At 71.7% G+C, this 23892-nt stretch carries 19 protein-coding genes; 8 read left to right on the top strand and 11 right to left on the bottom strand.

Annotation, left to right across the window (positions count from 1 at the left end):
* Positions 1-142 precede the first annotated feature (142 nt).
* Positions 143-913: a dimethylargininase gene (ddaH, locus tag BMH31_RS08595; RefSeq protein ID WP_099723380.1), complete on the top strand. Its 771-nt coding sequence runs from the start codon at positions 143-145 to the stop codon at positions 911-913.
* Positions 906-2195, top strand: coding sequence for an MFS transporter (locus BMH31_RS08590; protein ID WP_099723381.1), 1290 nt, complete (start codon positions 906-908; stop codon positions 2193-2195). Before ddaH ends, BMH31_RS08590 begins: the two co-directional genes overlap by 8 nt.
* A gap of 636 nt (positions 2196-2831) precedes the next feature.
* On the opposite strand, the gene BMH31_RS08585 is transcribed toward BMH31_RS08590, so the two are convergent.
* The 6 genes from BMH31_RS08585 to BMH31_RS08560 all read right to left on the bottom strand — a co-directional run bounded on the left by BMH31_RS08585 (position 2832) and on the right by BMH31_RS08560 (position 10550).
* Positions 2832-5897: a metallophosphoesterase gene (locus BMH31_RS08585; RefSeq protein ID WP_099723382.1), complete on the bottom strand. Its 3066-nt coding sequence runs from the start codon at positions 5895-5897 to the stop codon at positions 2832-2834.
* A gap of 65 nt (positions 5898-5962) precedes the next feature.
* On the bottom strand, positions 5963-6784 hold the full coding sequence (locus BMH31_RS08580; RefSeq protein ID WP_199068259.1) for an inositol monophosphatase family protein: 822 nt from the start codon (positions 6782-6784) through the stop codon (positions 5963-5965).
* Between the two features lie 8 nt (positions 6785-6792).
* Positions 6793-7650, bottom strand: a complete 858-nt coding sequence (phnE, locus tag BMH31_RS08575; protein ID WP_241898201.1) for a phosphonate ABC transporter, permease protein PhnE — start codon at positions 7648-7650, stop codon at positions 6793-6795.
* A 10-nt stretch (positions 7651-7660) separates the two neighbouring features.
* On the bottom strand, positions 7661-8416 hold the full coding sequence (locus BMH31_RS08570) for an ATP-binding cassette domain-containing protein (protein ID WP_099723384.1): 756 nt from the start codon (positions 8414-8416) through the stop codon (positions 7661-7663).
* A gap of 4 nt (positions 8417-8420) precedes the next feature.
* The gene (locus tag BMH31_RS08565) at positions 8421-9335 is read right to left on the bottom strand and encodes a phosphate/phosphite/phosphonate ABC transporter substrate-binding protein (RefSeq protein ID WP_099723385.1); all 915 of its coding nucleotides are present in this window, start codon (positions 9333-9335) and stop codon (positions 8421-8423) included.
* Between the two features lie 81 nt (positions 9336-9416).
* Entirely contained in the window at positions 9417-10550 is a 1134-nt protein-coding gene (locus tag BMH31_RS08560; protein WP_099723386.1) for a TIGR03364 family FAD-dependent oxidoreductase, read from the bottom strand.
* 165 nt (positions 10551-10715) lie between these two features.
* Between BMH31_RS08560 and BMH31_RS08555 the strand changes: the two genes are divergently transcribed.
* Together BMH31_RS08555 and BMH31_RS08550 are read left to right on the top strand one after the other, a co-directional pair.
* Positions 10716-11522 (top strand): GntR family transcriptional regulator, encoded by an 807-nt coding sequence (locus tag BMH31_RS08555; protein ID WP_046454574.1) that lies wholly within the window; start codon positions 10716-10718, stop codon positions 11520-11522.
* On the top strand, positions 11519-12226 hold the full coding sequence (locus BMH31_RS08550; RefSeq protein WP_099723387.1) for a phosphonatase-like hydrolase: 708 nt from the start codon (positions 11519-11521) through the stop codon (positions 12224-12226). The genes BMH31_RS08555 and BMH31_RS08550 overlap by 4 nt, the downstream gene beginning before the upstream one ends.
* Positions 12227-12247: 21 nt before the next feature.
* On the opposite strand, the gene BMH31_RS08545 is transcribed toward BMH31_RS08550, so the two are convergent.
* The 3 genes from BMH31_RS08545 to BMH31_RS08535 form a co-directional block, all read right to left on the bottom strand.
* Positions 12248-13135 (bottom strand): EamA family transporter, encoded by an 888-nt coding sequence (locus BMH31_RS08545; protein WP_099723388.1) that lies wholly within the window; start codon positions 13133-13135, stop codon positions 12248-12250.
* Between the two features lie 31 nt (positions 13136-13166).
* Complete coding sequence (locus tag BMH31_RS08540; RefSeq protein ID WP_099723474.1) at positions 13167-13907, bottom strand: endonuclease/exonuclease/phosphatase family protein; 741 nt, start codon at positions 13905-13907, stop codon at positions 13167-13169.
* Positions 13908-14001: 94 nt separating this feature from the next.
* Positions 14002-14943 carry a LysR family transcriptional regulator gene (locus BMH31_RS08535; protein WP_099723389.1) on the bottom strand — a complete coding sequence of 314 codons (942 nt, stop codon included), beginning with the start codon at positions 14941-14943 and terminating at the stop codon, positions 14002-14004.
* A gap of 135 nt (positions 14944-15078) precedes the next feature.
* Here BMH31_RS08535 and BMH31_RS08530 point away from each other — a divergent pair, with 135 nt between their 5' ends.
* The 4 genes from BMH31_RS08530 (at position 15079) to BMH31_RS08515 (ending at position 22096) form a co-directional block, all read left to right on the top strand.
* Positions 15079-18660: a bifunctional proline dehydrogenase/L-glutamate gamma-semialdehyde dehydrogenase gene (locus tag BMH31_RS08530; RefSeq protein WP_099723390.1), complete on the top strand. Its 3582-nt coding sequence runs from the start codon at positions 15079-15081 to the stop codon at positions 18658-18660.
* A 127-nt stretch (positions 18661-18787) separates the two neighbouring features.
* A complete protein-coding gene (locus BMH31_RS08525) occupies positions 18788-20332 on the top strand; it encodes an MFS transporter (RefSeq protein WP_099723391.1) in 1545 nt (514 codons plus the stop codon).
* A gap of 10 nt (positions 20333-20342) precedes the next feature.
* Positions 20343-20996 carry a hypothetical protein gene (locus BMH31_RS08520; protein WP_099723392.1) on the top strand — a complete coding sequence of 218 codons (654 nt, stop codon included), beginning with the start codon at positions 20343-20345 and terminating at the stop codon, positions 20994-20996.
* Between the two features lie 77 nt (positions 20997-21073).
* On the top strand, positions 21074-22096 hold the full coding sequence (locus BMH31_RS08515; RefSeq protein WP_099723393.1) for a proline racemase family protein: 1023 nt from the start codon (positions 21074-21076) through the stop codon (positions 22094-22096).
* A gap of 56 nt (positions 22097-22152) precedes the next feature.
* On the opposite strand, the gene BMH31_RS08510 is transcribed toward BMH31_RS08515, so the two are convergent.
* Together BMH31_RS08510 and BMH31_RS08505 are read right to left on the bottom strand one after the other, a co-directional pair.
* Positions 22153-22596, bottom strand: a complete 444-nt coding sequence (locus BMH31_RS08510) for a hypothetical protein (RefSeq protein WP_099723394.1) — start codon at positions 22594-22596, stop codon at positions 22153-22155.
* A gap of 110 nt (positions 22597-22706) precedes the next feature.
* Positions 22707-23891 carry an amidohydrolase family protein gene (locus BMH31_RS08505; RefSeq protein ID WP_099723395.1) on the bottom strand — a complete coding sequence of 395 codons (1185 nt, stop codon included), beginning with the start codon at positions 23889-23891 and terminating at the stop codon, positions 22707-22709.
* Between the last annotated feature and the right edge of the window lies 1 nt (position 23892).

Genomic DNA, 23892 nt, shown 5'->3' with positions numbered 1-23892 from the left:
CGTCCCGCTCATCCTCGGCGATGCGTCCACCCCGCGCAACGGTGCCCATCCGGTTCCGTGGCCCCGCTCCAACGGCGATGGCTCCCGTCGGCGATAGCCTGGAGCTATCCCCCATCGAGCCATCCGCAGAGGAACCCCAGCTATGTCGCGCATCGCACTCGTCCGCCAGCCCAGCCCCCTTCTCGACAACGGCATCGTCGACCACATCGAGAAGGTCGCGGTCGATCTGGAGCGTGCCAGAGAGCAGTGGCGCGGCTACGTCGCCACGCTTCAGTCGCACGGCTGGCAGACCATCGAGGTCGAGCCCGCCGACGACTGCCCCGACTCGGTGTTCATCGAGGACACGGTCGTCATGTTCCGCAACGTCGCCGTGATCAGCCGCCCCGGTGCCGACAGCCGCAAGCCCGAGACCGCGGGCACCCGCAAGGCGCTCGAAGCCCTCGGCTGCCCCGTCGCCGAGATCCGCGAGCCCGGCACCCTCGACGGCGGCGACGTGCTCAAGATCGGCGACACCGTCTACGTCGGCCGCGGCGGCCGCACCAACGCCGAGGGCGTCGCCCAGCTGCGCGCGATCCTCGCCCCGCTCGGCGGCAAGGTCGTGGCCGTGCCCGTCACCAAGGTGCTGCACCTCAAGACCGCCGTCACCGCGCTGCCCGACGGCACGGTGATCGGCTTCCCCGATTTCGTCGACGATCCCGCGATCTTCGAGCGCTTCGTGCCCGTGCCCGAGCCGCACGGCACCGCGGTCGTCTGCCTGAGCGAGAGCGAGCTGATCATCTCGGCGTCCGCCCCGCGCACCGCCGCCATGCTGCGCGATTTCGGCTACACCGTCACCGAGGTCGAGATCTCGGAGTACGAGAAGCTCGAGGGCTGCCCGACCTGCCTCTCGGTGCGCGTGCGAGCGCTTGTCTGACCGCCGCGGCGGCCTGAGCGCCGGCGCCGCCCCGCGGCACTGGATCGCGCTCTTCGTCACCGTCTGCCTCGTCGCGCTCAACATGCGCATGACGATCACCGGTGTCGGGCCGCTGCTCGACGAGATCGCGGCCTCGCAGGGCACCACGCCCGCCGCGCTCGGACTCCTCGCGTCGATCCCGCTGATCTCGTGGGGGCTCGTGTCGCCGCTGGCGCACGGGCTCGCCACGCGGATCGGCACCGACGCCGCCGTCGCCTGGTCGTTGCTCGCACTCACGGCGGGCACCGTCTGGCGCTCGCTGCCCGGTCCCTCGCTGAACCTGTGGCTCGGCACCTGCCTCATCGGCGCGGCGCTGGCCGTCGCCAACGTCCTGCTGCCCGTCACGATCCGGCGCGACTTCGGTTCCCGGATCCCCCTCGTGATGGGCGTCTACTCGGCGCTGCTCGGCGGGGCCGCCGCGATCTCGGCCGGGCTCGTGGTGCCGATCTCGCACCTCGCCCCGGCCGGCGGCGAGCCGCTCGGCTGGCGCATCGCGCTGCTCGCGAGCGGCCTCGTCGTGCCGATCGCTCTCGTCGCCTGGGGGCTGACCCACCGACGCGGGATCTTCGCCGGGCGCGGGGCCCGCGGCTCCGGCTCCGGCTCCGCCGATGCCGACGGCTCCGGCACCGCAGCCGGAGCGACCGCGGCCGACGAGCGGGTCGGCCGCCGGATCTGGCGCGATCACCTCGCCTGGTGGATCGCGATCTACATGGGCATGCAGTCCTGGAACTTCTACGTGTTCGCGACCTGGCTCGCGCCGATCGAACTCTCGCGCTCCGTCCCGCCCGTCGTCGCGGGCCTCGACGTCATGCTGTTCCACGTCTGCGGGGTGCTCGGCTCGCTCGCCGCTCCGTTCCTCGCCCGCACACGGCTGCGCCCGGTGCTGCCGGTCGTTCCGCCCGCGCTCGGCATCCTCGGAGCGCTCGGCATCGTGCTGCTGCCCGGTGTGCTGCCAGCACTGTGGCTCGCGCTCGCGGGATTCTCCTGCGGGAGCGCGCTGAGCATCAGCCTCACGCTCATGGCGCAGCGCGCCGCCAGCCACGCGGCGTCGTCGGCGCTGTCGGGCATGGCGCAGTCGGTCGGCTATCTGCTGGCCGGGCTCGGTCCGATCCTGTTCGGCCTAGCCCACGAGCTCACCGGCGGCTGGCTGCTGCCGCTCACCGTCGTGCTGCTCGCCTCGGTCACCGGGCTCACGGCCGGCGTCGCGGTGCGCGGCACCCGGCGCGTGCTCGACCCGCGATAGCCGGGCGTGCTGGGCCTCCGCGTGGGGTGGGGGCGGGCGGTGTGTGGGCGCGGGTCCCGCAGACGAGTGGCAGTCCCGCTGACGAGAGCCTGGCCGACTCACGAGACGCAGTCCCGCTGGTGAGGGGCCGGTCCCACTGACGAGGGCCGGTCCCACTGACGAGAGGCGGGTCGCAGGGCCGGGACTTCGGGGGTTCCTCGACAGTAGCCCCTGTTTTCGTCAGTGGGACCGTTCCTCGAGCCCTTGGCCGAGGCGGCCCCGGTGACGAGAACCGGGGCGACTCACGAGAGCAGGTCCGATTGACGAGAACCGGGCCGGCTCACGAGAGTCGGTCCCGGTGTCGAGAGCCGGGCAGACTCACGAGGGCCGGTCCCACTGTCGAGAGCCGGGCAGACTCACGAGGGCCGGGCCCACTGACGAGAACCGGGTCGCAGAGCCGCGACTTCGGGGGTTCCTCGACAGTTTCCCCCGCTCTCGATGGGATGACCGTTCCTCGAATCCGTGGCCGAGGCGGCACCGCTCGGCCTGCGGAGGATCGTGCGCAGAAGCCGCACAGCGCACAGCGCACAGAGCGAGGCCCTCGACTCCGCAGGGGTGGAGTCGAGGGCCTCGTCGTTCGAGCGCGAACCCGCCGCGCTATTCGGCGCCGACCTCGCCCGGAGCCTCCGCGCCGGTGCCGTTCGCCCGGCGACGGCGCAGGATCAGGAGCACCGCGCCCGCACCGAGCAGGACCACGGCCGCTATCCCGAACAGGGCGAGGTTCTGGCCGCCGGTCACGGGCAGGGATCCGCCGGTCTCGCCCGAGGCAGCGCCCGTGGACTCGGCCGCGGCAGAAGCGCTTCCTCCGGCGGAGGATCCGGCATTCGCGCCGTCGGCGCCGGCAGCACCGGCATCGGCGGTGCCGGTCGACCCGGCGTCGGAGCTGCCGTTCGCACCAGCGCCGGTTCCGGCCCCGGCGCTCGCGTTCCCGTTGGCACCGGAGTTCGCACCTGCGCCCGCACTCGCGTTCCCTTTCGCACCAGCACCAGCGTCGGCGCCCGCGTCCGCACCGGTGTCGGCACGGGTCACCGTGATCGGCACTTCGGCGACGGTCTCGCCGTCGCGCACCGCCACGATGGTGTGGGCGCCGGCCGGCGCGTCCGCGGGCACGGTCACGCGCTGCGAGAACGCGCCGTGCTCGTCCGCGGTCGCCGTGCCGATGGCCACCGGTGCGGAGTGCAGCTCGAGCGCGAGCTGCTCGTCGGGCGCGAAGCCCGATCCGGCGATCCCGACGCTGCCGCCGGCCTCCACCGAGATCGGCGATCCCGCGTCGCTCCCGGGCACCGTCAGCTTCGGCACGGTCGGCTGCTCGGCCTCGGCCGGCAGCGCGACGTCGATGTGCTTCGCCTCCCGGGCGGCCCCGCCGGCCCCGAAGTAGTAGGCGGTGACGCGCAGGCGGTCCTTATAGAGTCCGACGCGCAGGCCGATCGGGTCGGCGCCGCCGACCGCGGTCTCGTTCCAATCGCCGCTCGGGCCGTACTGGGTCGTCACGGCCGCCGTGTTGACGATCGTCGGGCCGGCGGCGGTGCTCGGGTCGAAGCGCTGCTCGACCGACCAGTCGTTGAGCTCGGGCGACCAGTGGGTGTGCGAGGTGAGCACGGTCACGTTCGAGTACTGCGCGAGCAGCGCCTCGATGCGCTCGGTGTCGGCGCCGTAATCGCCCTGGTAGAACTTGGCGTAGGTGCCCGAGACGGAGTTGTTGAACACGTGGTGCGTCATGAGCAGCACCGGCTTGCCCTGCGACTTCCAGTAGGCGAAGCGCTCGCTCAGCCAGGTGAACTGCTGATCGGAGAGGTCGACGAACGGCCCTCCGCCCCCGTGGTACACGTGGCCCTCGCTGCCGAGCCAGATCAGCGGCAGCTGCCCGTCGACGAGGTGCTCGCCCCAGAGGCCGCCCTGGCCGCCGACCTCGCGCATGCTCGTCTTGTCGAGGAAGCGCTTCACGTAGGCGGGAACGCCGTCGGATCCGTAGTACTCGTGGTTGCCGATGGTCGAGATGCGGGTGGCGTAGTCCTTCCCGCCGCCCGCATTGAAGGCGGCGAAGTAGTCGTCGTACTGCGTCGCGGTGCCGTTGCTCGTGAGGTCGCCGTTGGCGACGATGGTGTCGGCCCGGGGCGTGAGGGAGCGGAGCCCCGGCAGCGTCTGGTCGCGCAGGCGCGCGGTCGCGCCCTGGATGTCGCTGATCACGTCGACCGCGGCGACGGGCTGCGCTTCGGCGGCGAGCGCCGCGAGCGGTTTCACGATCGCGACGTCGTCGATCATCCAGGATCCGGCGCCCGCGTCGGCGGTGAAGCCGAACTCGAGGGTCATCGACTGGGCCCCGGCGGGCACGGTGAACGGCAGGCGCGACTGGGCCGATTCCTGATCCTTGGTCGTCCACTCGTTCAGCACAACGCGCTGGCCGGTGTCGAACACCGCGGTGACGGCGGCGCGCTGAGCGCCGCCGCGCTTGCGGTAGTGGCTGTCGAAGCGCAGTTCGAGCGCGTCGCGCGAGGTCACCCCGATCGGCTTGGTCTTCAGCACGCTTTCGACGGCGGCCTTCGACGCGTCGGCGACGGCGATCCTGCCGGATGCGCGGGTGAAGGCTTGGCGGCGATCCACTCCGAAGGTGTCGACGACCTGGGCGAGCGTGGTCTGCTCCCAGCCGGAGGCGGGGAACTGCCAGCGCTCGGTCGATTCGATGCCGTCGAACCAGCGCTGCGGTTCCGTGCTGTTCGCGGCCCCGGCGGCCTTCGCGACGACGGTCACGGGCAGCTTCGCCGGGGTGATCCCGTCGCCGCTGAGCGCGAGGATGCGCACCCCGGCGGCGGATCCGGCGGGGACGGTCACGTCGAAGCTCGCGGTGCCGTCGGCGCCGGCCTTCGGGATCCCGGTCACGGGAGTGCCGGCGAGGTCGGCGACGAGCTGCTGCCCCTCGCGCAGACCGCCGACGCGCACGGCGAGCGGGGCGCCGGGGACCGCGAGCGGCTTCGCGGCCGACAGGATCTTGAGGTCGACGGCCTTCGGCGCCGCCTCGGCGATGTCGACGTTGTCGATCATCCAGAACCAGTTGTTGCTGCTCTGCAGGTAGGCCCAGCCGACCTCGACCTTGGTCGCGGACTTCGGCACGTCGAAGGTGACCGACTCGCTCGTGTTCAGTCCGTTGGCGCCATAGGACTTGACCACGACGGGCGCGCCGCCGTCGATGCGGGCGAGCAGCTGCGAGGGCGGGTTCTGCCCCTGCTTGTAGTGGCTGTCGAACTTCACGGTGACGGCGCCCGTGCGATCGGCGATGGTGAGCGGCGCCGACCACAGGGTCGAGTCGAAGTTGCCCGTGGTGGGACGGTTGGAGTCGGACTGCACGACGGCGACCATGCCGGAGGCCTTGCCGAAGCTGCCGCGGTCGCCGGTGTTGCCGAACTCCTTGGTCACCTCCGCGGTGGTGTGGAAGGTCCAGCCCTCCCAGCCGGCGCGCATGCCGGTCGTGTTGACGCGGTCGACGAGCCAGCCGGCGGGCGGGGTCTGCGCCGACGACGCGGTCTCGAAGGTCTCGGTGAGGTGGGCGGGTGCGGCGAACGCCGGGGCGGCCGCGGGTACGACGACGAGGCCGGACATCAGGGCGAGGAGCGCGCCGGCGGCGAGGCCGGAGCGTCGGCGGGATGCCGAGGGGGCTGAGGGATGCATCTTCTCTCTTCGGTTCAGGGAGGGGCGGGTGAATCGGGTGGAGGAAAGCGGTGGGCCGTGCGGAGTCAGGCCTGCGGCGCGATGGCGGCGAGCGCGGCCGCGTGCAGGCGCCCGTTGGTGGCGAGCAGTTCGCCGGAGGTGTGGGATTCCTCGCCCGCGGCGTCGGTGCAGGAGCCGCCGGCCTCGCGCACGATCGGCAGGATCGCGGCGATGTCGTAGGGCTTGACGTCGAACTCGCAGACGATGTCGACGGCGCCCTCGGCGAGGAGCATGTACGACCAGAGATCGCCGTAGGCGCGGTCCCGCCAAACGCGGGCGGCGAGGTCGAGCAGCTGCTCGCGACGGCCCGCGGCCTCCCAGGTGTCGATGCCCTGGAAGCTGAGCGACGCGTCGCCGAGCTCGTCGACCCCGCTGACGCGCAGTCGGCGGGGCTCGCCCGCCGCGCCGGCGCCGCCCGACGCGGTCGAGCGCTTCCAGGCGCCGGCGCCGGTCATCGCCCACCAGCGGGCGCCCATCGCGGGCGCCGACACGACGCCGAGCACGGGCACCCCGTCGACCTCGAGCGCGATGAGGGCGCCCCAGTTGGGCACGCCGCGCAGGTAGTTGGCGGTGCCGTCGATGGGGTCGATGATCCACCGGCGACGGGCGGCGCCCGGCGCACCGGTCTCGTCGGACTCCCCGGTCTCCTCGCCGAGGAACCCGTCGCGGGGACGGCGTTCGGCGAGGAGGTCGCGCAGCGCGCGCTCGGTCGCGGTGTCGGCCTCGGTGACGAATGATCCGTCGGGCTTCCGGCTGCTGCGAAGCCCCTCGGCGGTGAACCGCGGCAGGGCGATGGAGTCGGCCAGGTCGGCGAGCTCGTGCGCGAGCCGCAGGTCGTCGTCGTACACGGCGGGCCCTACTGGAGCCGCTTGCGGATCCACGCCGAGGCGAGGTCCACGACCACGATGAGGATGAGCACCATGATCAGGTAGGTGAGCATCTGGTCGAACTGGAAGGTCTTGATCGACTTGTTGATGAGCAGTCCGATGCCGCCGGCGCCGACGAGGCCGAGCACGAGCGAGGAGCGCACGTTGACGTCGAAGCGGTAGAGCAGCAGTCCGGCGAGCTGGGGCAGCACCGTCGGGATGGTGGCGTTCGCGACGACCTGGAACCGGTTCGCGCCGGCGGTGCCGAGCGCCTGCTCGGGGCCGGGATCGACCTCCTCCATCGCCTCCGACCAGAGCTTGCCCATGACGCCGGTGTTGTGGCAGATGAGGGCGAGCACGCCCGCGAAGGGGCCGAGGCCGACCGCGGTCACGAAGATGAGGGCGAACACGATGTCGGGCACGGCGCGGAAGAACGACAGGATCGCGCGGGCCACCTGGTAAACGAAGGCGTTGGGTGCGGTGGTGCGCGCACCGAACACCGCGAGCAGCAGCGCGAACGGCACGGAGACCGTCGTGCCGAGCAGGCCGACCCAGAGGGTCTGCAGCACGCCCTGGGCGCCGTCGCTGAGCACCTCGGGGCTGAGGTCGGGCGGGAACGCCTCGGCGATGAACCGGCCCATGCCCTGCGCGCCCGAGACGAGCGAGTCGAGGCGGAAGTCGGTGCTCTCGAAGGCGATCCAGTGCAGGGCGACGAGGATCAGGATCCCGACGGTCCACGAGGTGGCGCGCATGGGCGCCTTCGCGTCGCGCGGGACGGGCAGGCGGCGCGGGGACTTGGCGCCCGGCTCGGCGCCGGTGTCGGCAGCGGTGTCGATGGTTGCGGTCACGAGGGATCCCTTACACGTAGAGGGCGGCGAGCGCCGCGTCGTCGATGTCGTCGATGGGCGCGTCGAATGCCAGGTTGCCGTCGCGCAGCCCGATCACGCGGTGCGCGTACTTGCGGGCGAGATGGGGTTGGTGCAGCACCGCGGCGACGCCGAGGTTCTCCTCGACCGCGAGCTCGTGCAGCAGGGCCATCACGTCGTCCGCCGCGCGCGGATCGAGCGCCGAGACGGGCTCGTCGGCGAGCAGGATCCGGGGGCGCTGGCAGAGCGCGCGCGCGATCGCCACGCGCTGCTGCTGACCGCCCGACAGGCTGCCCGCGCGGTCGTGGGCCCGATCGGCGAGGCCGACGCGGTCGAGGCAGGCCATCGCCTCCTCCTTGAGCTCCGCGCCGAACAGCGGCGGGACGGAGCGCAGGGTGGCGAGGCGGGCGAAACCGCCGGCGCAGACGTTCTGCAGCACGGTGCGGCGGCCCACCAGGTGGATCTTCTGGAACACGGTCGCGGCGGAGCGCCGGGCCTCCGCCCGACGCGCGCCGCTGGCCTCGGCGAGGCGGACCCCGGAGATCTCGATGTCGCCGGAGTCCGCCTCGATGAGACCGTTCACCGCTCGGAGGGTGGTCGACTTCCCGGAACCGTTGGCCCCGAGGAACGCCACGACCTCACCGGCGTGCACCTGCATGCTCATGTCGCGCAGCACGACGCGGTCGCCGAAGCTCTTGGAGATCTTGCGAACGTCCAGAAGGACCTCGCGAGCGGTGTCGGTGGTCATCGGATCAGACGTCCTTCTCGGTAAGGCCCATGGTCTTGGCCAGGTCGAACAGCGGCTGGTAGGTCTCCTTGGTGACCTCGATCATGGGGCCCGCGGGATCCACGTCGAGGAACTTGCCGACCTCGGCCACGTCCTTCGGGTCGAGCTCGAGGAACGCCTTCTTCACGGCGTCCTGGAACTCCTGGGGGGCGTCGCTGCGGACGGTGATCGGGTCGTTCGGGATCGGGTTCGACTTCCAGACCTGGCGGAACTTGCTCTCGTCGAACTTGCCCTCGGACTTGGCGCTCTCGAGCGTCTGCGAGTTGATCTGGGCCGCGTCGACGGTGCCGTTGACGAGCGCGAGGAGCGCCTCCGGGTGGCCGCCGGCGTAGTCGGAGCGGACCTCCTTGTCGATGCCGGCGTCCTTCAGCGCCGACATCGGGAACGCGTCGCCCGAGGTCGAGCCGGGGCTGCCGAGCGCCAGGGTGTGGCCCTTGAGGTCGTCGAGGGTCTTGACCGGGGAGTCCTTCTTGACCCAGATGCCCGCGGTGTAGGTGGTGGGCTTGCCCTCGGCGTCGCCGAAGGAGACGAGCGGCACGGCCCCCGCGCGCTCGCTGGCGAACACGAAGCCGAGCGGGCCGAACTCGGCCACGTCGAGCTTGCCGTTCTCCATCGCGAGCACCTCGGCCGCGTAGTCCTCGGTGATGACGACCTCGACGGGGCAGTCGAGCTTCTTCTCGAGCGCCTTGGCGAGGGTCTTGTAGGCGGGCTCGAGGCGGCTCGGATCCTCGTAGGGGAGGATTCCGAACTTGATCTTTCCGTTGGGGCAGGTCACGTCCTTGCCCGCGGCGGCGGTACCGGATGCGGCGGACGAGCAGCCGGTGAGACCGAGGGCGAGCAGCGCCGCGGCGGATGCGGCGATGGCGAGGGACTTTCTCACGGTGTTTCTCCTGTGTGTGGTGAGGGTGGGTGTGAGGTGTGCGTGGGTGGAACGGGTCGGTGAAGTCTGAGGGCGCTGCGGCTAGAAACCGGAGACCACGCGCTCCCCGAGCGCGAGGCCGACGGTCATGCCGACGCCGGTGGTGACGGCGACCGCGGTGACGCCGTCGATCGGGCTCTCGACGAGGAGGTCCTGGCGGGCGCTCGTGGCGTAGACGCCCTGCCAGCGCTCGAGCACGTCGAAGTCGGCGCCCGAGCCGAGGCCGAGCACGCGCGCGGCCTCGTCGAGCAGGATCCGGCTCCAGCGCTCGTGCATGAACGGCGGTGCGCTGTCGAAGTCCTCGTGGGAGTCGCCGACGAGCAGCGTGCCGTCCTGCTGCTGGGTGAACATGACGTTGGCGCCGATCTCGAGCAGCTCGGGCCGGTCCCGCAGGATCTCGGCGCGCAGCGCCTCCGCCGCCGGACCCGCGAACGCCCCGTAGCGGAGCATCGAGGTGCCCGTGAGCACGGCCGGCCCGAGCGAGAGCCCGGACGGGGCGACGACGCGGGTCATCTGGAGCGCGCACTCGCGGACCTCGCCGGTCTCGGCGGTCCCGGGCAGCAGGCGGCCGAGCAGGTGCCCCGCCGCGACCACGATGCGGTCGGCGCGGATCGCTCCGCGGCTCGTAGTGAGCACGCCGGTCTCGACGGCGGTCGCGGTCGTCGCGAACCGCACCTCGCCGCGCTCGTGAGCATCGACCCAGGCCGCGATCCGGGCCACCGCGGTGCGGGGATTCGCGGTGAGATCGTTCGGCAGCAGCAGGCCGGCGACGGGCTCGGCGGCGGAGCCAGCAGTCCCGAGCACGCGTCCGGCGGCCTCGCCGGTGAGCAGTTCGGAGGGCATCGCGGTGTCGCGCGCGGCGAGATCCTCGAGCACCGCGGCTTCGGCCGCGCTGCGCGCCACCGCGAGGGTGCCCGAGACGCGGGCCTCGATCCCGGCCCGCTCGATCAGCCCGAGCCAGATCTCGCGGGCCCGCACGGCGAGCTCGCCGATCTCGCCGGCCTGCACGGAGACGCAGGCGTGACCGAAGTTGCGGACGCTCGCGGTCACGGAGGCGGAGTCCTGCTCCACCACGGTCACGCGGTGGCCGGCGTCGAGCGCGGCGACCGCGTGAGCGAGGCCGACGATCCCGGCGCCGACGATCGCGACGTGGAGCGGTGAGGGTCGAGGTGTCATGGCAACGAGGATGCGGCGCGGCAAGTAGTCATGACAACTCGAAACGGGCGAGTTCGCGGAGTGTTCACCGCCGTTCAGGTTTCGCATCGATCCGGCTACCAACTGTTCACTTCACGGGCTTCGGCGGCCCTCCAAACCGGTCTTGACAACTTGTACGCTGCTGACATGACCGAGACGAAGCCGCTGCACGCGCAGCTGTACGATGCGATGATCGAGCGCATCCGCACCGGCGAGTGGGTGCAGGGAGAACGCGTTCCGAGCGAGAAGTCGCTCATCGCCGAGTTCGGCACCTCACGGGGGCCGGTGCGGCAGGCCCTCGCCGCGCTCCGCGCGGAAGGCATGATCGTCGGCGGCCGCGGCGCCCCGCCCCGCGTCCAGCGCCTCGTACCCTCGCAGTCGTTCGAGACCTTCCTCTCGTTCACCGAGTGGGCCAATCACCTGGGCTACGTGCCGGGACAGCAGGTCATCGAGGCCGCCCGGCGACCGGCGACCGAGGAAATCGCGCGCGACCTGCAGCTGACCGAGGGCGATCCGGTCGTCGAGATCGTGCGGCTCCGCCTGCTCGACGGCAAGCCGGCCATGCTCGAGCGCTCGCTGTTCCCCTTCTGGGTCGGCAAGCACCTGCTCACCGCCGACCTCGACCGCGGCAGCATCTACCAGCACCTCAGCGCGCTCTACATCACCCCGGTCCGCGCCCGGCACACGATCGACGCCGTCGCCGCGCACCAGCTCGACGCCGAGTGGCTCGGTGTGGTGCCCGGCAATCCCCTGCTGCGAGCGCGCCGCGTCGCGTTCGACGCGCACGGCGCGCTCATCGAGGTCGCCGACGATCGCTACCTGCCGAGCATGGCCACCTTCGTGATCGAGAACTCGGCCGCGCACCGCACCCCCATCACGCGCGAGCCGGTCGGCTCGTCGCCCGAACCCCGCGAGCCGGTCCGGCCGGCCAGCCTCATCAAGGAGCACGCATGATCACCCTCGCCGCATTCGATATGGCCGGCACCACCATCGACGACCGCGGAGCCGTGTACCGCGCGCTCGAGCAGGCGGTGACCGAGACCGGTGTGACCGTCGCCCCCGCCGACCTGCAGACCTGGATGGGCACCGAGAAGCGGGCCGCCATCACGGCGCTCGTCGAGCTCGGCGGCGGACGGGCGAGCGACGAGCTCGTCGACGCGGCGTTCGAGCGCTTCCGCACGATCCTCGACGAGCTCTACACCGCGGAACCGCCGGTCGCGATGCCCGGCGTGCCCGAGGCGATCGACGAGCTGCGCGGCCGCGGGATCCGCGTCGCCCTCACCACCGGCTTCTCACGCGACGTGGCCGAGAGGATCCTGCGGCAGCTCGGCTGGGCGATCGCGGGCACCGAGGCCGAGACCGAGGCGGAGCTCGTCATTGACGCGCTCGTGTGCGGCGACGAGGTCGCCCAGGGCCGCCCGGCGCCCTACATGATCCACCGCGCCATGGAGCGCACGGGCGTGCTCGATGTCGCGGGCGTCGTCGTCGCGGGCGACACCGCCGTCGACGTGCAGGCGGGCGCCAACTCCGGCGCGGCGATCACCATCGGCGTGCTGAGCGGCAAGCTCGACCGCGCCGCGTTCGCCGATCAGCCGTTCACCGAGCTGCTGGGCTCGGTCGCGGAGATCCCGGCGTACCTGGCCTCGCGCGTCTCGTGACCCGGCGCTGCCGCGCGGCCGCTACGACCGGGCGCGCGGTAGCGAGAACACGACGAGGCTCAGCGCGATGAGCGCGATCCCGGCCCAGCCGAGTCCGCCCAGCCGTTCGCCGACCACCGCCCACGCGAGCACCGCGGCGACGGCCGGCTCGGCGAGCGTCAGCACGGTCGCGGTGCGGGCCGGCACCGTGCGGAGCCCGGCGCCGAAGGCGAGGTAGCCCAGGAACATCGGCACGATCGCCATGTACGCGCCGACCGCGAGGTCGCGCGGATCCTGCAGGAACGGCCCGCTCGCCGCGACGAGCACGGGCAGCAGCAGGATCCCACCGACTCCGAACACGGCTCCCATCGCCGAGCGTGATCCGCAGCCCGCACCCATGAGCCGTCGGGCGGCCCAGGTGTAGACGGCGTAGGTGAGACCCGCGAGCAGGGCGAGCCCGATGCCGAGCGCTGAGGACCCGCCGCCCGCCGCGCCGCTGTGCCCGCCGAACGCGAGCAGCACCGTGCCCGCGATGCCGAGCCCGGCGCCCGCGAACCAGCGCCCGTCGAGCGGGGTCCGGTCGATCGCGCGCTCGAGGATCGCGGCGAAGATCGGGCCCGAGGCGAGCGCGACGACCGTGCCCACCGCGACGCCCGCGAGGTGCATGCCCGCGTAGAAGGCGAGGGGGTAGATCGCGACGGCGAGCGCGCCGACGCCGATCAGGGCCGGGTGCCGGCGCAGCAGCGCGCGGTCCCGGCGCAGCTGCGGCCAGGCGATGAGCGCCTGCAGCAGCCCGCCGATACCCATGGCCGCGGCGCCGATGGCGAGGGGCCCCGCGTGCGGGGCGAAGGTCGCGGCGGTTCCGGTGGTGCCCCACAGGATCGCGGCCGCCAGCACGAGCAGCGCTCCGCTCCTCGACGCCCCTGCCATGCGCTCATGCTAGCGGGGGCACGCTCCCGCGCTACGCGACGGAGTGCGCCCGTTCCGCCCGCAGCGTCTCGGGCGCGATGGCCTGCGTGGCGAGGGTGGGGTGGGCGTGCACGAGGATCGGCAGATGATCCGAGGTCCCGCGGTTCAGGGTCCGCACCCGGTCGATGTCGAAGCCCGCCGACGTGGCGAAGTCGAAGTGTCCGCGAAACACCTTGTACCGGGTATAGGTGCGCTTGTCGCTGATCGAGAGCTCGTAGCCGGCCTCGCGCATCTCGGCGTCGAGCCGGTTCTGGAACACCGGGTAGTTGAAGTCGCCGACCATGAGGGCCGGCAGGCCGGGACCCAGCTGCCGGAGCTGGTCGAGCGAGGCGTGGATCTGCGCGCGGCGCAGCGAGTTGAGCGCCGTGAGCGGCGCCGCGTGGAACGAGGCGACCACGAGATCCCGGCCCGTTCCCCGGTCGTGCAGGCGCACCCCGAGGAGGCGCTCGTGCGCGGGCGCGAGCACGCGGTCGTGCAGCGACTTCTTGAGCTCGTAGGTGTGCGCGGCCTGCACATGCAGCTGCTCGTCGCGGACGTACATCGCCAGCCCGAGCCGGTTGCGCTCGGTCGCGTGCACGAGCCGCAGTTCGCCGTCCGGTGCATCGAGTCGCGCGGGCAGGGTGACGGCGTCGGCCTCCTGCAGGCAGAGCACGTCGGGTCCGTGATCGGAGGCGAGCGACTCGAGTTCGGTCACCGCGCGGTTCTTGCGCAGGTTGTAGCTGATGATCTTCACGCTCACCCCATTCGGTTCGACGCCGCCAGCCTATGCCTGCGCACCTCGACGCGGACCGGGTTTCCCTGCTTTTCCTCAGCTCGACCGCTCGGGGTCACGCCAGATCGAGGATCGCCGCCTCGCGCTCGAGCGCCTCACGCACCGCTGCGAGCGCGGGGCGTCCGCCCGATGCGGCGCGGGCCGAGGTGAAGATGGTGCGGTCGGGATCGCCCTCGAGGGCGACGAGCCGGAGCCCCGGGCGCTCCGATCCCGCATCCGCCCCGAAACCGGGACCGACGTGTACGAGCCCGGGCAGCAGCGCGACGGCGTTGCCCGACTCGATGAGGCGCACGTGCGCTTGCAGGTCGGCGGTCTCGGAGCGCACGTCGGGCTCGAAGCCGGCGGCCCGGCAGGCCTGCTCGGCCCAGTGGCGCGAGGCCGCACCGCGGGGCTCCATCACCCAGGGCAGGTCCGCGGCGTCGGCGAGGGTGCGGACGCGATCGAACGCCTCGCCACCGACGCCCGGAGCCGGAAGGGCGAGGCGGATCCGGTCGCTCGTGAGCGGCTGCCGGTCGAGACCGGCGAAGTGCGGGGCGGCGTGCCCCGGATACTGCTCCGCGACGACGAGGTCGAAGCCGCGCGCCCAGGTCTCGCGCAGCGCCTGCTCCGGCTCGTACTGCACCATCTCGACGCGCAGCTGCGGATGCTCGGTACGGAGGCGGCGCAGCGCCTGCGGCATGATCGCGAGCACGGCGGTCTGGAACACCGCGACGCGGATACTGCCCGAGACCTCGGGGAGGCCCCGGTGCAGGGCTGCCTCAGCCCGTTCGAGCCCCGCGAGCAGGCCCTCGGTGTCGGCGACGAGCGCCTCGGCCTCGGCGGTGAGCTCGAGCGTCCGACCGGACTTGCGCAGCAGCGGGACCCCCGCCTCGCGCTCCAGGATCGCGAGCTGCTGGGACACCGCCGAGGGCGTGTAGTTGAGGGCCTCGGCGACGGCCGCGACGGTGCCGCGGGCCGAGAGCTCCCAGAGCAGGCGGAGGCGTTTCATGTCGAGCATCGGTGCGGAATCCAATCCATCAGTTCTGCTTCACATTATTGCTCAGAAAGAATCGCTTTTCTTCACGCTTGAACCGCGGGAAACTGACCCCATCAGCACGAGGCCGTGCACCCCAGCATCGAAGAAAGACCAGACGTGAACACGACCCAGAGCACCCGCACCGGGAGCCCCACCGTTCGCCCGCAGGACCTCGCCGAGGACGCCATCGCGCTCGTGCAGCGTTGGCTGCGCGAGGCGGCCGAGATCCCCGCAGACGCCTCCGCCGAGCGCCTCGCCGGCGTGCTGCGCGACCCGAACGGCCTCGACTTCACCGTCGGCTTCGTCGACGGCGTCGTGCGGCCGGAAGACCTGGGCGCCGCGGCGAAGAAGCTGAACGAGCTCACCCCTCTCACCCCCAAGTTCCTTCCCGCAGCGCTGCGCGGCGCGATCGGCCTCGGCGGCGCGTTCGCGAAGCCCCTGCCCGGCGTCGTCGTGCCGATCGCGCGCCGCGTGCTGCGCGAGATGGTCAGCCACCTCATCATCGACGCGAGCGACGCGAAGCTCGGGCCGGCGATCGCGAAGATCAAGCGCGACGGCGTGAAGCTCAACATCAACCTGCTCGGCGAGGCGATCCTCGGCCAGCACGAGGCCGAACGTCGCCTCGAAGGCACCCACAAACTGCTCGCCCGAGACGACGTCGACTACGTCTCGATCAAGGTCTCCTCGACCGTCGCCCCGCACAACCACTGGGCGTTCGACGAGGCCGTCGCGCACATCGAGGACCAGCTCCTCCCCCTCTACCAGCGCGCCGCGGCGGCGAGCCCGAACAAGTTCATCAACCTCGACATGGAGGAGTACAAGGACCTCGATCTCACCCTCGCGGTGTTCACCGGGATCCTCGATCGCCCCGAGTTCAAGACCCTCGAGGCCGGCATCGTGCTGCAGGCCTACCTGCCCGACGCCCTCGGCGCGATGATGCAGCTGCAGGAGTGGGCCGCGAAGCGGGTCGCCGACGGCGGGGCCCCCGTCAAGGTGCGCATCGTCAAGGGCGCGAACCTGCCCATGGAGCACGTGGATGCCGCGATCCACGGCTGGCCCGCGGCCACCTGGGGCTCGAAGCAGCAGAGCGACACGAGCTACAAGGCCGTGATCGACTACGCGCTCGACCCCGAGCGCGTGCGCAACGTGCGCATCGGCGTCGCCGGCCACAACCTCTTCGACGTCGCCCTCGCCTGGCTGCTCGCGAAGGCGCGCGGCGCCGAGAGCGGCGTGGAGTTCGAGATGCTGCTCGGCATGGCCACCGGCCAGGCCGAGGCGGTGAAGCGCGAGGTCGGCTCGCTGCTGCTCTACACTCCCGTCGTTCACCCGCAGGAGTTCGACGTGGCGATCGCCTACCTGATCCGCCGCCTCGAGGAGGGCGCGAGCCAGGAGAACTTCATGTCGGCCGTGTTCGAGCTGAACGACAGCGCACAGTTGTTCGCCCGCGAGCAGGACCGCTTCCTCGCCTCGCTCGCAGACCTGGCCGCGATCACCGGCGACGGCACCCCCGAGAGCTACGCGGTGCCCCCGGCGAACCGGCAGCAGGATCGCCGCCTCTACGACGCCGCCGGCGCCGAGGCCCGCGTCGAGGCCCGCGTGGCCGAGGGTCGCGAGGGTCGCTTCGACAACACCCCCGACTCCGACCCCGATCTGCCCGGCAACCGGGCCTGGGGCCGCGAGATCTCCGAACGCATGGTCGCGTCGACCCTCGGCTCCGAGCTCGTCGCGTCCTCGCGCATTACCGATGCGAAGGTGCTCGACGAGACCATCGCCCGCGGCGTCGCGGCCGCCGACGCCTGGCAGGCCCTCGGCGCCGACGAGCGCGCCCGGATCCTGTACCGCGCCGGCGAGAAGCTCGAGGAGCGTCGTGCCGAACTGCTCGAGGTCATGGGCTCCGAGTGCGGCAAGACCCTCGATCAGGGCGATCCCGAGGTCTCCGAGGCGATCGACTTCGCGAACTACTACGCGATGCTCGGCCAGCAGCTCGAGCACGTCGACGGTGCCGAGTACCGCGCGCAGAAACTCATCGCCGTGATCCCGCCGTGGAACTTCCCGGTCGCGATCCCCGCCGGCGGCACCCTCGCGGCCCTCGCGGCGGGCTCGTCCGTCATCATCAAGCCCGCGACCAACTCGGCCCGCTCGGGCGCCGTCATGATCGAGGCGCTGTGGGAGGCCGGCGTCCCGAAGGACGTGCTGCAGTTCGTGCAGTTCGGCGACCGCGAGCTCGGTTCGAAGCTCGTCGCCGATCCGCGCGTCGACCGCCTCATCCTCACCGGCGCCTACGAGACCGCCGTCGCGTTCCGCGAGCTGCGCAAGGACCTGCCGATCCTCGCCGAGACGAGCGGCAAGAACGCCATCATCGTGACCCCGAACGCCGACCTCGACCTCGCCGCGAAGGACGTCGCCCAGTCGGCATTCGGTCACGCGGGCCAGAAGTGCTCGGCGGCATCGCTCGTGATCCTCGTCGGATCCGTCGCCACGTCGAAGCGCTTCCGCGGGCAGCTGCTCGACGCGGTCCGCTCGCTCAAGGTCGGCACCCCCGAGAACCTCGAGACGCAGATGGGCACCATCATCACCGCGCCCTCGGGCAAGCTGCTGCGCGGCCTCACTCAGCTGGGCGCCGGCGAGACCTGGGCGATCACGCCCGAGCCGATCTCGAGCGACAGCCCCCTCGCGGTCGACCGCAACGGCGAGAACAAACTGTGGAGCCCGGGCGTCCGCGAGGGAGTGAAGCGCGGATCCGAGTACCACCTGACCGAGTACTTCGGCCCGATCCTCGGCATCATGACCGCGAAGACGCTCGATGAGGCGATCGACATGGTCAACGAGATCGACTACGGCCTCACCAGCGGCCTGCACTCGCTCGACCGCGACGACCTCGAGCTGTGGCTGCGCCGCATCCAGGCCGGCAACCTCTACGTCAACCGCGGCATCACCGGCGCGATCGTGCGCCGCCAGTCGTTCGGCGGCTGGAAGAAGTCGGCGATCGGCGCGGGCACCAAGGCCGGCGGCCCGAACTACCTGCACGGCCTCGGCTCCTGGATCGACGCCCCCGTCGAGTCCGAGCTGCGCGCTCCGCGCCAGGCTGCTGCCCCGCTGCTGCTCGCGGCCGAGCAGGCCGGCATCGCCGGTGACGACCTCGCCTGGCTGCGCGCCGCGCTCGGTTCCGACGCCCGTGCCTGGGACGACGAGTTCGGCATCGCCCGCGATGCTTCGCAGCTCGGCGTCGAGCGCAACGTGCTGCGCTACCTGCCGGTGCCGGTCACGGTGCGTGCGACCGCCGACGCCCCGCTGCGCGAGACCGTGCGCGCGGTCGCCGCGGGCCTCGCAGCCGGCGGCTCGCCCACGGTCAGCGCCGAAACCGCGCTGCCCGCGCAGCTCACCGCGGCCCTCGCAGCGGCGCGCGTGCCGGTGTTCGTCGAGGACGCGGCGGCGTGGACCCGCCGCGTCGCCGCGATCGCCGCGCAGGACGGCCCGCACGCCTCGGCTCGGATCCGGATCGTCGCGGGCGAGTCCCGCGAGCGGGTCTCGGCGGAGGCGCACGCCGCCGCGAACGGCAAGCCGGACGTCGCGATCTACGACGGCCCCGTCGTATCGGCCGGCCGCGTCGAGCTGCTGCCGCACCTGCACGAGCAGGCGGTCTCGATCACGGCGCACCGTTTCGGCACGCCGAACCACCTGTCGGACGGCCTGGTCTAGCACCGGGACGGGGGCGGGCCGATCCGGGCGATTGGCCCGCCCCCGCGCTCTGCGCGTAGGCTCGGGACCAGCGCAGACCGTTCCGCACACGCGAGCCGCACGGCTCGACTCCGAGGAGGAGGCAACGATGCCTGAGCACACCAGCGGCACGCAGCATGCGCCGACCGGCCGACGCCTGGAGGTCGACGACGTCATCGTCGTGGAGCCGGCGAAGATGAAGCTCGCTCTCCGTGGCGCCTTCGTCGGCAACTTCATGGAGTGGTACGACTTCGGCATCTACGGCTACCTGGCTGTGACCATGACCAAGGTGTTCACCGCCGGCATGCCCGACTCCCTCGGGCTCACGGTCACGCTGCTCGGCTTCGCAGTCTCGTTCCTCGTCCGCCCCTTCGGCGGCATGATCCTCGGCCCCATCGGCGACCGGATCGGCCGGCAGAAGGTGCTCTACTTCACGATGGCGATCATGGCCGTCTCCACCGCGGTCATCGGCATGCTCCCGTCGGCGGCGCAGGCCGGCGGCTTCTGGATCATCATCCCGCTCTACCTGCTCAAGATGACGCAGGGGTTCTCGACGGGCGGCGAGTTCGCCGGCGCCACCACCTATGTCTCCGAGTTCTCGCCCGACAAGGACCGCGGCTACTGGGCGTCGAAGCTCAACGTCGGCTCCTACCTGGGCTTCGCCGCGGGGGCCACGGTCGTCGCACTGACCACCCTCACCACCGAGAACCTGCTCGGCATCGAGGACGCGATGGTCGAGTGGGGCTGGCGCATCCCGTTCCTGCTCGCGATCCCGCTCGGCGCGATCGCCATCTACTTCCGCATGCGGATCCCCGAGCCTCCGGGCTTCGAGGAGACGAAGGAGCTGCAGCACGAGCAGCCGCCGACCGACCCGCACGACCTGCAGTACCGGCACGGGCTCGGTAGCCTGATCCGCGTCTACTGGAAGCAGATCCTCATCGGCATCTCGATCGTCGCCGCCGAGGGCACGGCCGGCTACGCCCTCACGAGCTACATGCCGACCTACCTCGAGAAGGATCTCGGGATCTCGAATCTGAACGCCGCCATCGCGACGGTCCCGGTGCTCGTGATCATGTCGCTGCTGCTGCCCACGATCGGCCGCTGGTCGGATCGGGTGGGGCGCAGGCGGGTCTACTTCCTCGCGACGGGATCCTCGCTCGTGCTCATGCTGCCCGCGTTCCTGATCCTGCAGACGGCGCCGCAGGCCGGCATGTGGGTCGTGTTCCTGGCCCTCGGGATCGTGGCGATCCCCGTCGCATTCTTCGTGTCGATGACCGCGTCCGCGCTGCCGGCGCTGTTCCCCACCGCGGCCCGCTTCAGCGGGATGGGGATCACCTACAACCTCGCCGCCTCGCTCTTCGCCGGCACCACCCCGCTGATCGCCGACCTGCTCGTCAACGCGACGGCCGGATCCTGGATCAGTCCGTTCATGCCCGCGCTGTGGATCATGACGTTCTCGGCCATCGCCGTGCTCGCCGTGCTCGCGATGCGCGAGACCGGCGCCCGACCGCTGCTCGGCTCCGTGCCCACCGTCGCCACGCGCGCCGAGGCGCAGGAGCTCGTGGCGACGCAGGACGAGAACCCGTTCATCGACACGAGCACCATGCCGCTGCGCGTCGTCCCCGCGCGTCGCCGGCCGGCCGGTCGCGGATAGGCTCACCGGCATGCGCACCATCCCCGAACAGCAGGCCGCGTTTCTGCGGCTCGTACTGCTGCTGCAGTCCGTTCCGCTCGGAATCATGCTCGGCGCGCTCACCGGCCTCCTGCTCGGCGGGCCGGTCCTCGGCCCGGCCCCGATCGTGGCGCTCGTCGTCGGCTGGTTGCTCTGGTTCTTCGGCATCGTCGTCACGCTGGTGCTGACCGCGCGGAACGAGGGGCAGCTGCAGCGACGGCTCGCGGCGGTCACCGAGACCGTCGGGCGGGAGCCGGCGACGATCGCCCAGTGGCCCGCGGCGAACGCGATCCTCTCGCGGGCGATGCCGACGCGGAAGCGCGCGACGTTCCGCACCGCGCTCTACGTCGCACGCACTGCGGAGCGCGGCACACTGCCGGTCGCCGTCCGGATCGCGCCCGGCGAGGCTCCGCCGCAGTTCAGCGGGGCCCGGCTCCGCCTCGCACCGCACGATCCGGCGGTCGCGGTCATCGACGTGCTCGCCGCGCCTGCCGAGCACGCGGCGGCCGTCGGCGACCCGACGCTCGCCGGTCTCAGCCGATCGCAGCGCGGGCTCTCGCTCCCGGTGCGCTCCTGGCTGCCCTGGCTCACGCCGGGAGTCATCGCACTGTTCCTGACCGCCGCCCTGCTCCTGCTGCTCCGCTGATCCGGCCGTCGATTGCTCCGCGATCCAATTCACTTCTAGATGAAATGTCACACCCCACAAACGCGCGAGGAGGCGCCATGACCGAGACCTGGATCTCGACCACCGACTACCACACCGCCGGCGAGCCGTTCCGGATCGTCACGGAGGGGGCGCCCGTGCCCTCCGGCGCGACCGTGGGCGCCAGGCGAGTGAACGCGATGGCCGACGAGAGCGGGATCGACGGGCTGCGCCGCCTGCTCTGCAACGAGCCGCGCGGGCACGCCGACATGTACGGCGGTTTCATCACCCCGCCGGATGATGAGGGGGCTCACTTCGGGGTGCTGTTCTGGCACAAGGACGGCTTCTCGACCGCGTGCGGTCACGGCACGATCGCGCTCGGCGTGTGGGCGACCGATACCGGGCTCGTCGAGTCCGACCCCGACGGCGTCACGGAGGTCCGCATCGACGTGCCCTCGGGCCGGGTGGCCGCACTCGTGGAGCGGAGCGGCGGCGCCCTCGTGCGCGCCACGTTCCGCAACGTCGCCTCGCACGCGATCGCGCGAGGCGTCGAGGTCGAGACCTCTCGCGGCACGGTGCGGGCCGATCTCAGCTTCTCGGGCGCCATCTACGCATCGGTCCGCGCGGCCGATCTCGGGCTCTCCGTGACCCCGGATCACTACACCGAGCTGATCGCGCTCGGGCGCGAGGTGAAGTGGGCGCTCAACGAGTCGCCCGAGGCGCAGCACGCCGCCGACCCGCGACTCTCGGGGGTGTACGGCACGATCCTGTGGGACGATCTCGGTCGCCATGACGGAGGCCCCCGCCAGCGCAACGTGACCGTGTTCGCCGACGGCGAGGTGGATCGCTCCCCGTGCGGTTCCGGCACGGGCGCACGCGTCGCCCTGCTCGCCGACGACGGCACGCTCGGCTCAGATGAAACGCTCAAGCACCGTTCAATCGTCGATACCGTGTTCGCCGCGAGCTGGAACGCCGGACCGGTCGCTGCGGAGGGGCGCCCGACCGTGATCCCCTCGGTCTCGGGAACCGCCTACCGCACCGGTGAGCACCGGTTCATGCTCGACCCTGCGGATGCCCTCGGCGACGGCTTCGTGCTGCGCTGACGCCTGCGCCGGTGTCGGCGTCGGCGTCAGTTCCTGGCCGCCCGCGACCCGATGGGTCAGCGCACGCCGACGAGCCCCGTGCTCGGCCCCGGATGCGGCCCTTCGAGACGCGCGACGGAGACCTTGACCTCGCTGAGTCCCGCTTCGACCGCGCGGACGTCACCGCGCAGTTCGTGCACCTCACAACGGAGTTCGTGGACCTCCGCCTTCACCAGATTCACCTCGCCACGCAGCTCGTGCACCTCCGCCTTCACCAGATTCACCTCGCCACGCAGCTCGTGCACCTCCGCCTTCACCTCCTGGATCTGCTGATGCACCAGTTCGAACCGATGGTCGACCAGTTCGAACCTGCGATCGATCTGCTCGAACCTGCGATCGATCTGCTCGAAGCGACCGTCCAGTCGCCCTTCCAGCCGACGGAGCATCGTATGGAGGCCGCCGAAGATCGTCGCGACCGCGCCGATGACCGCTACGAGCGTGACGATCGTCTCAGAAGGCATGTCGACCCTCGCTTTCCGGCGCGACCTGCCGCGCCTGACCGCAAAGCTACCCGAGCGCCGCACGGCACGTCAGCGGGGTGCGCAGACCTGTGGATAACCCCTCGGCACAGCTACGCGACGACGTGGCCGCCTCGCACGACCGAGACGCGGGCGTCCTCCGCCCAGAGCGCGGCCGGCTCCTCGATCGGGTCGGCCGAGAGCAGCAGAGCATCGCCGTAGGCACCGGCGCCGAGGTGCCCGAGGGCCGGATCGCCGATCAGCTCGGCGTTGACCTCCGTCATCGCTCTGAGCGTCGCGGCCGCGCCGCTCGCCTCGATCTGCAACCGGACACCGCGCAGCTGATCGTCCTCGAGGTCGCCCATCAGATCGGTGCCGAATCCGACCCGCACCCCCGCGGCGAGCGCGATCCGCACGGCCTCCTGGCCGCGCGAGAGCACCTCGGCGTTCTTCGCGAGCGAGATCTCGTTGAGGCCGATCCCCGCACCGCGACGGTCCATCGCGTCGTACGCCGCGAGCGTCGGCACGAGGAATGCGTCGAGCTCGGCCATGCGGACCGCGGTAGCGGAGTCGATGAGGTTGCCGTGCTCGATCGAACGCACGCCGTTCTCGATCGAATGGAGCACCGCCTCGGACGAGTAGGCGTGCGCGGCGACGTAGCTGCCCCGCCGCTTCGCTTCCTCGGTCACGACGCGCACCTCTTCCGGAGAGTACTGCGGAATGGGCAGCGGATCGGCGAGCGAGAACACGCCGCCCGAGGTCATGATCTTGATGGCGTGCGCGCCGGTGCGCAGTCGATCGCGCACCGCGAGGCGGAGGTTCTCGACGCCGTCGACGACCTCGCACATGTGCCCGTGCGAGAAGCAGACGTCGATGTGGGGCGCGCGGGGGTCGCCGTGCCCACCGGTCTGGCTGAGCGCGGGCCCGGTGAAGTGGTAGCGGGGTGCGTCGAAGAGATCGGCGTCGATCGCGCGGGCGAGCCCGATGTCGCCGCCGGCGACGTCGCGCACGGTCGTGAAGCCGCGGCGCAGGGCGCGCTCGAGCCGACGGGTGCCGTTGATCGCGGTGAAGCTGAGCGGCCCCCGCTCGTTCTCCATGCCGTCCATGCTCGTGGCGTAGGCGTGGAAGTGCGCGTCGATGAGGCCCGGCACGAGCCATCGCCCCGTCGCGTCGAGCGTCTCGGCGCCCTCGGCCGGGCCGTCGGCGACGCGTCCCTCGACGATGTGCACCACCCGATCGACGAAGGCCTCGCCGTCCCACACGTGCGCTCCGACGATGTTCAGCGATCCCGTTCGCATT

Source organism: Leucobacter sp. OLIS6, from assembly GCF_002752355.1.
Classification (GTDB): Bacteria; Actinomycetota; Actinomycetes; order Actinomycetales; family Microbacteriaceae; genus Leucobacter.
This window is presented reverse-complemented; position numbering and strand designations above follow the sequence as displayed.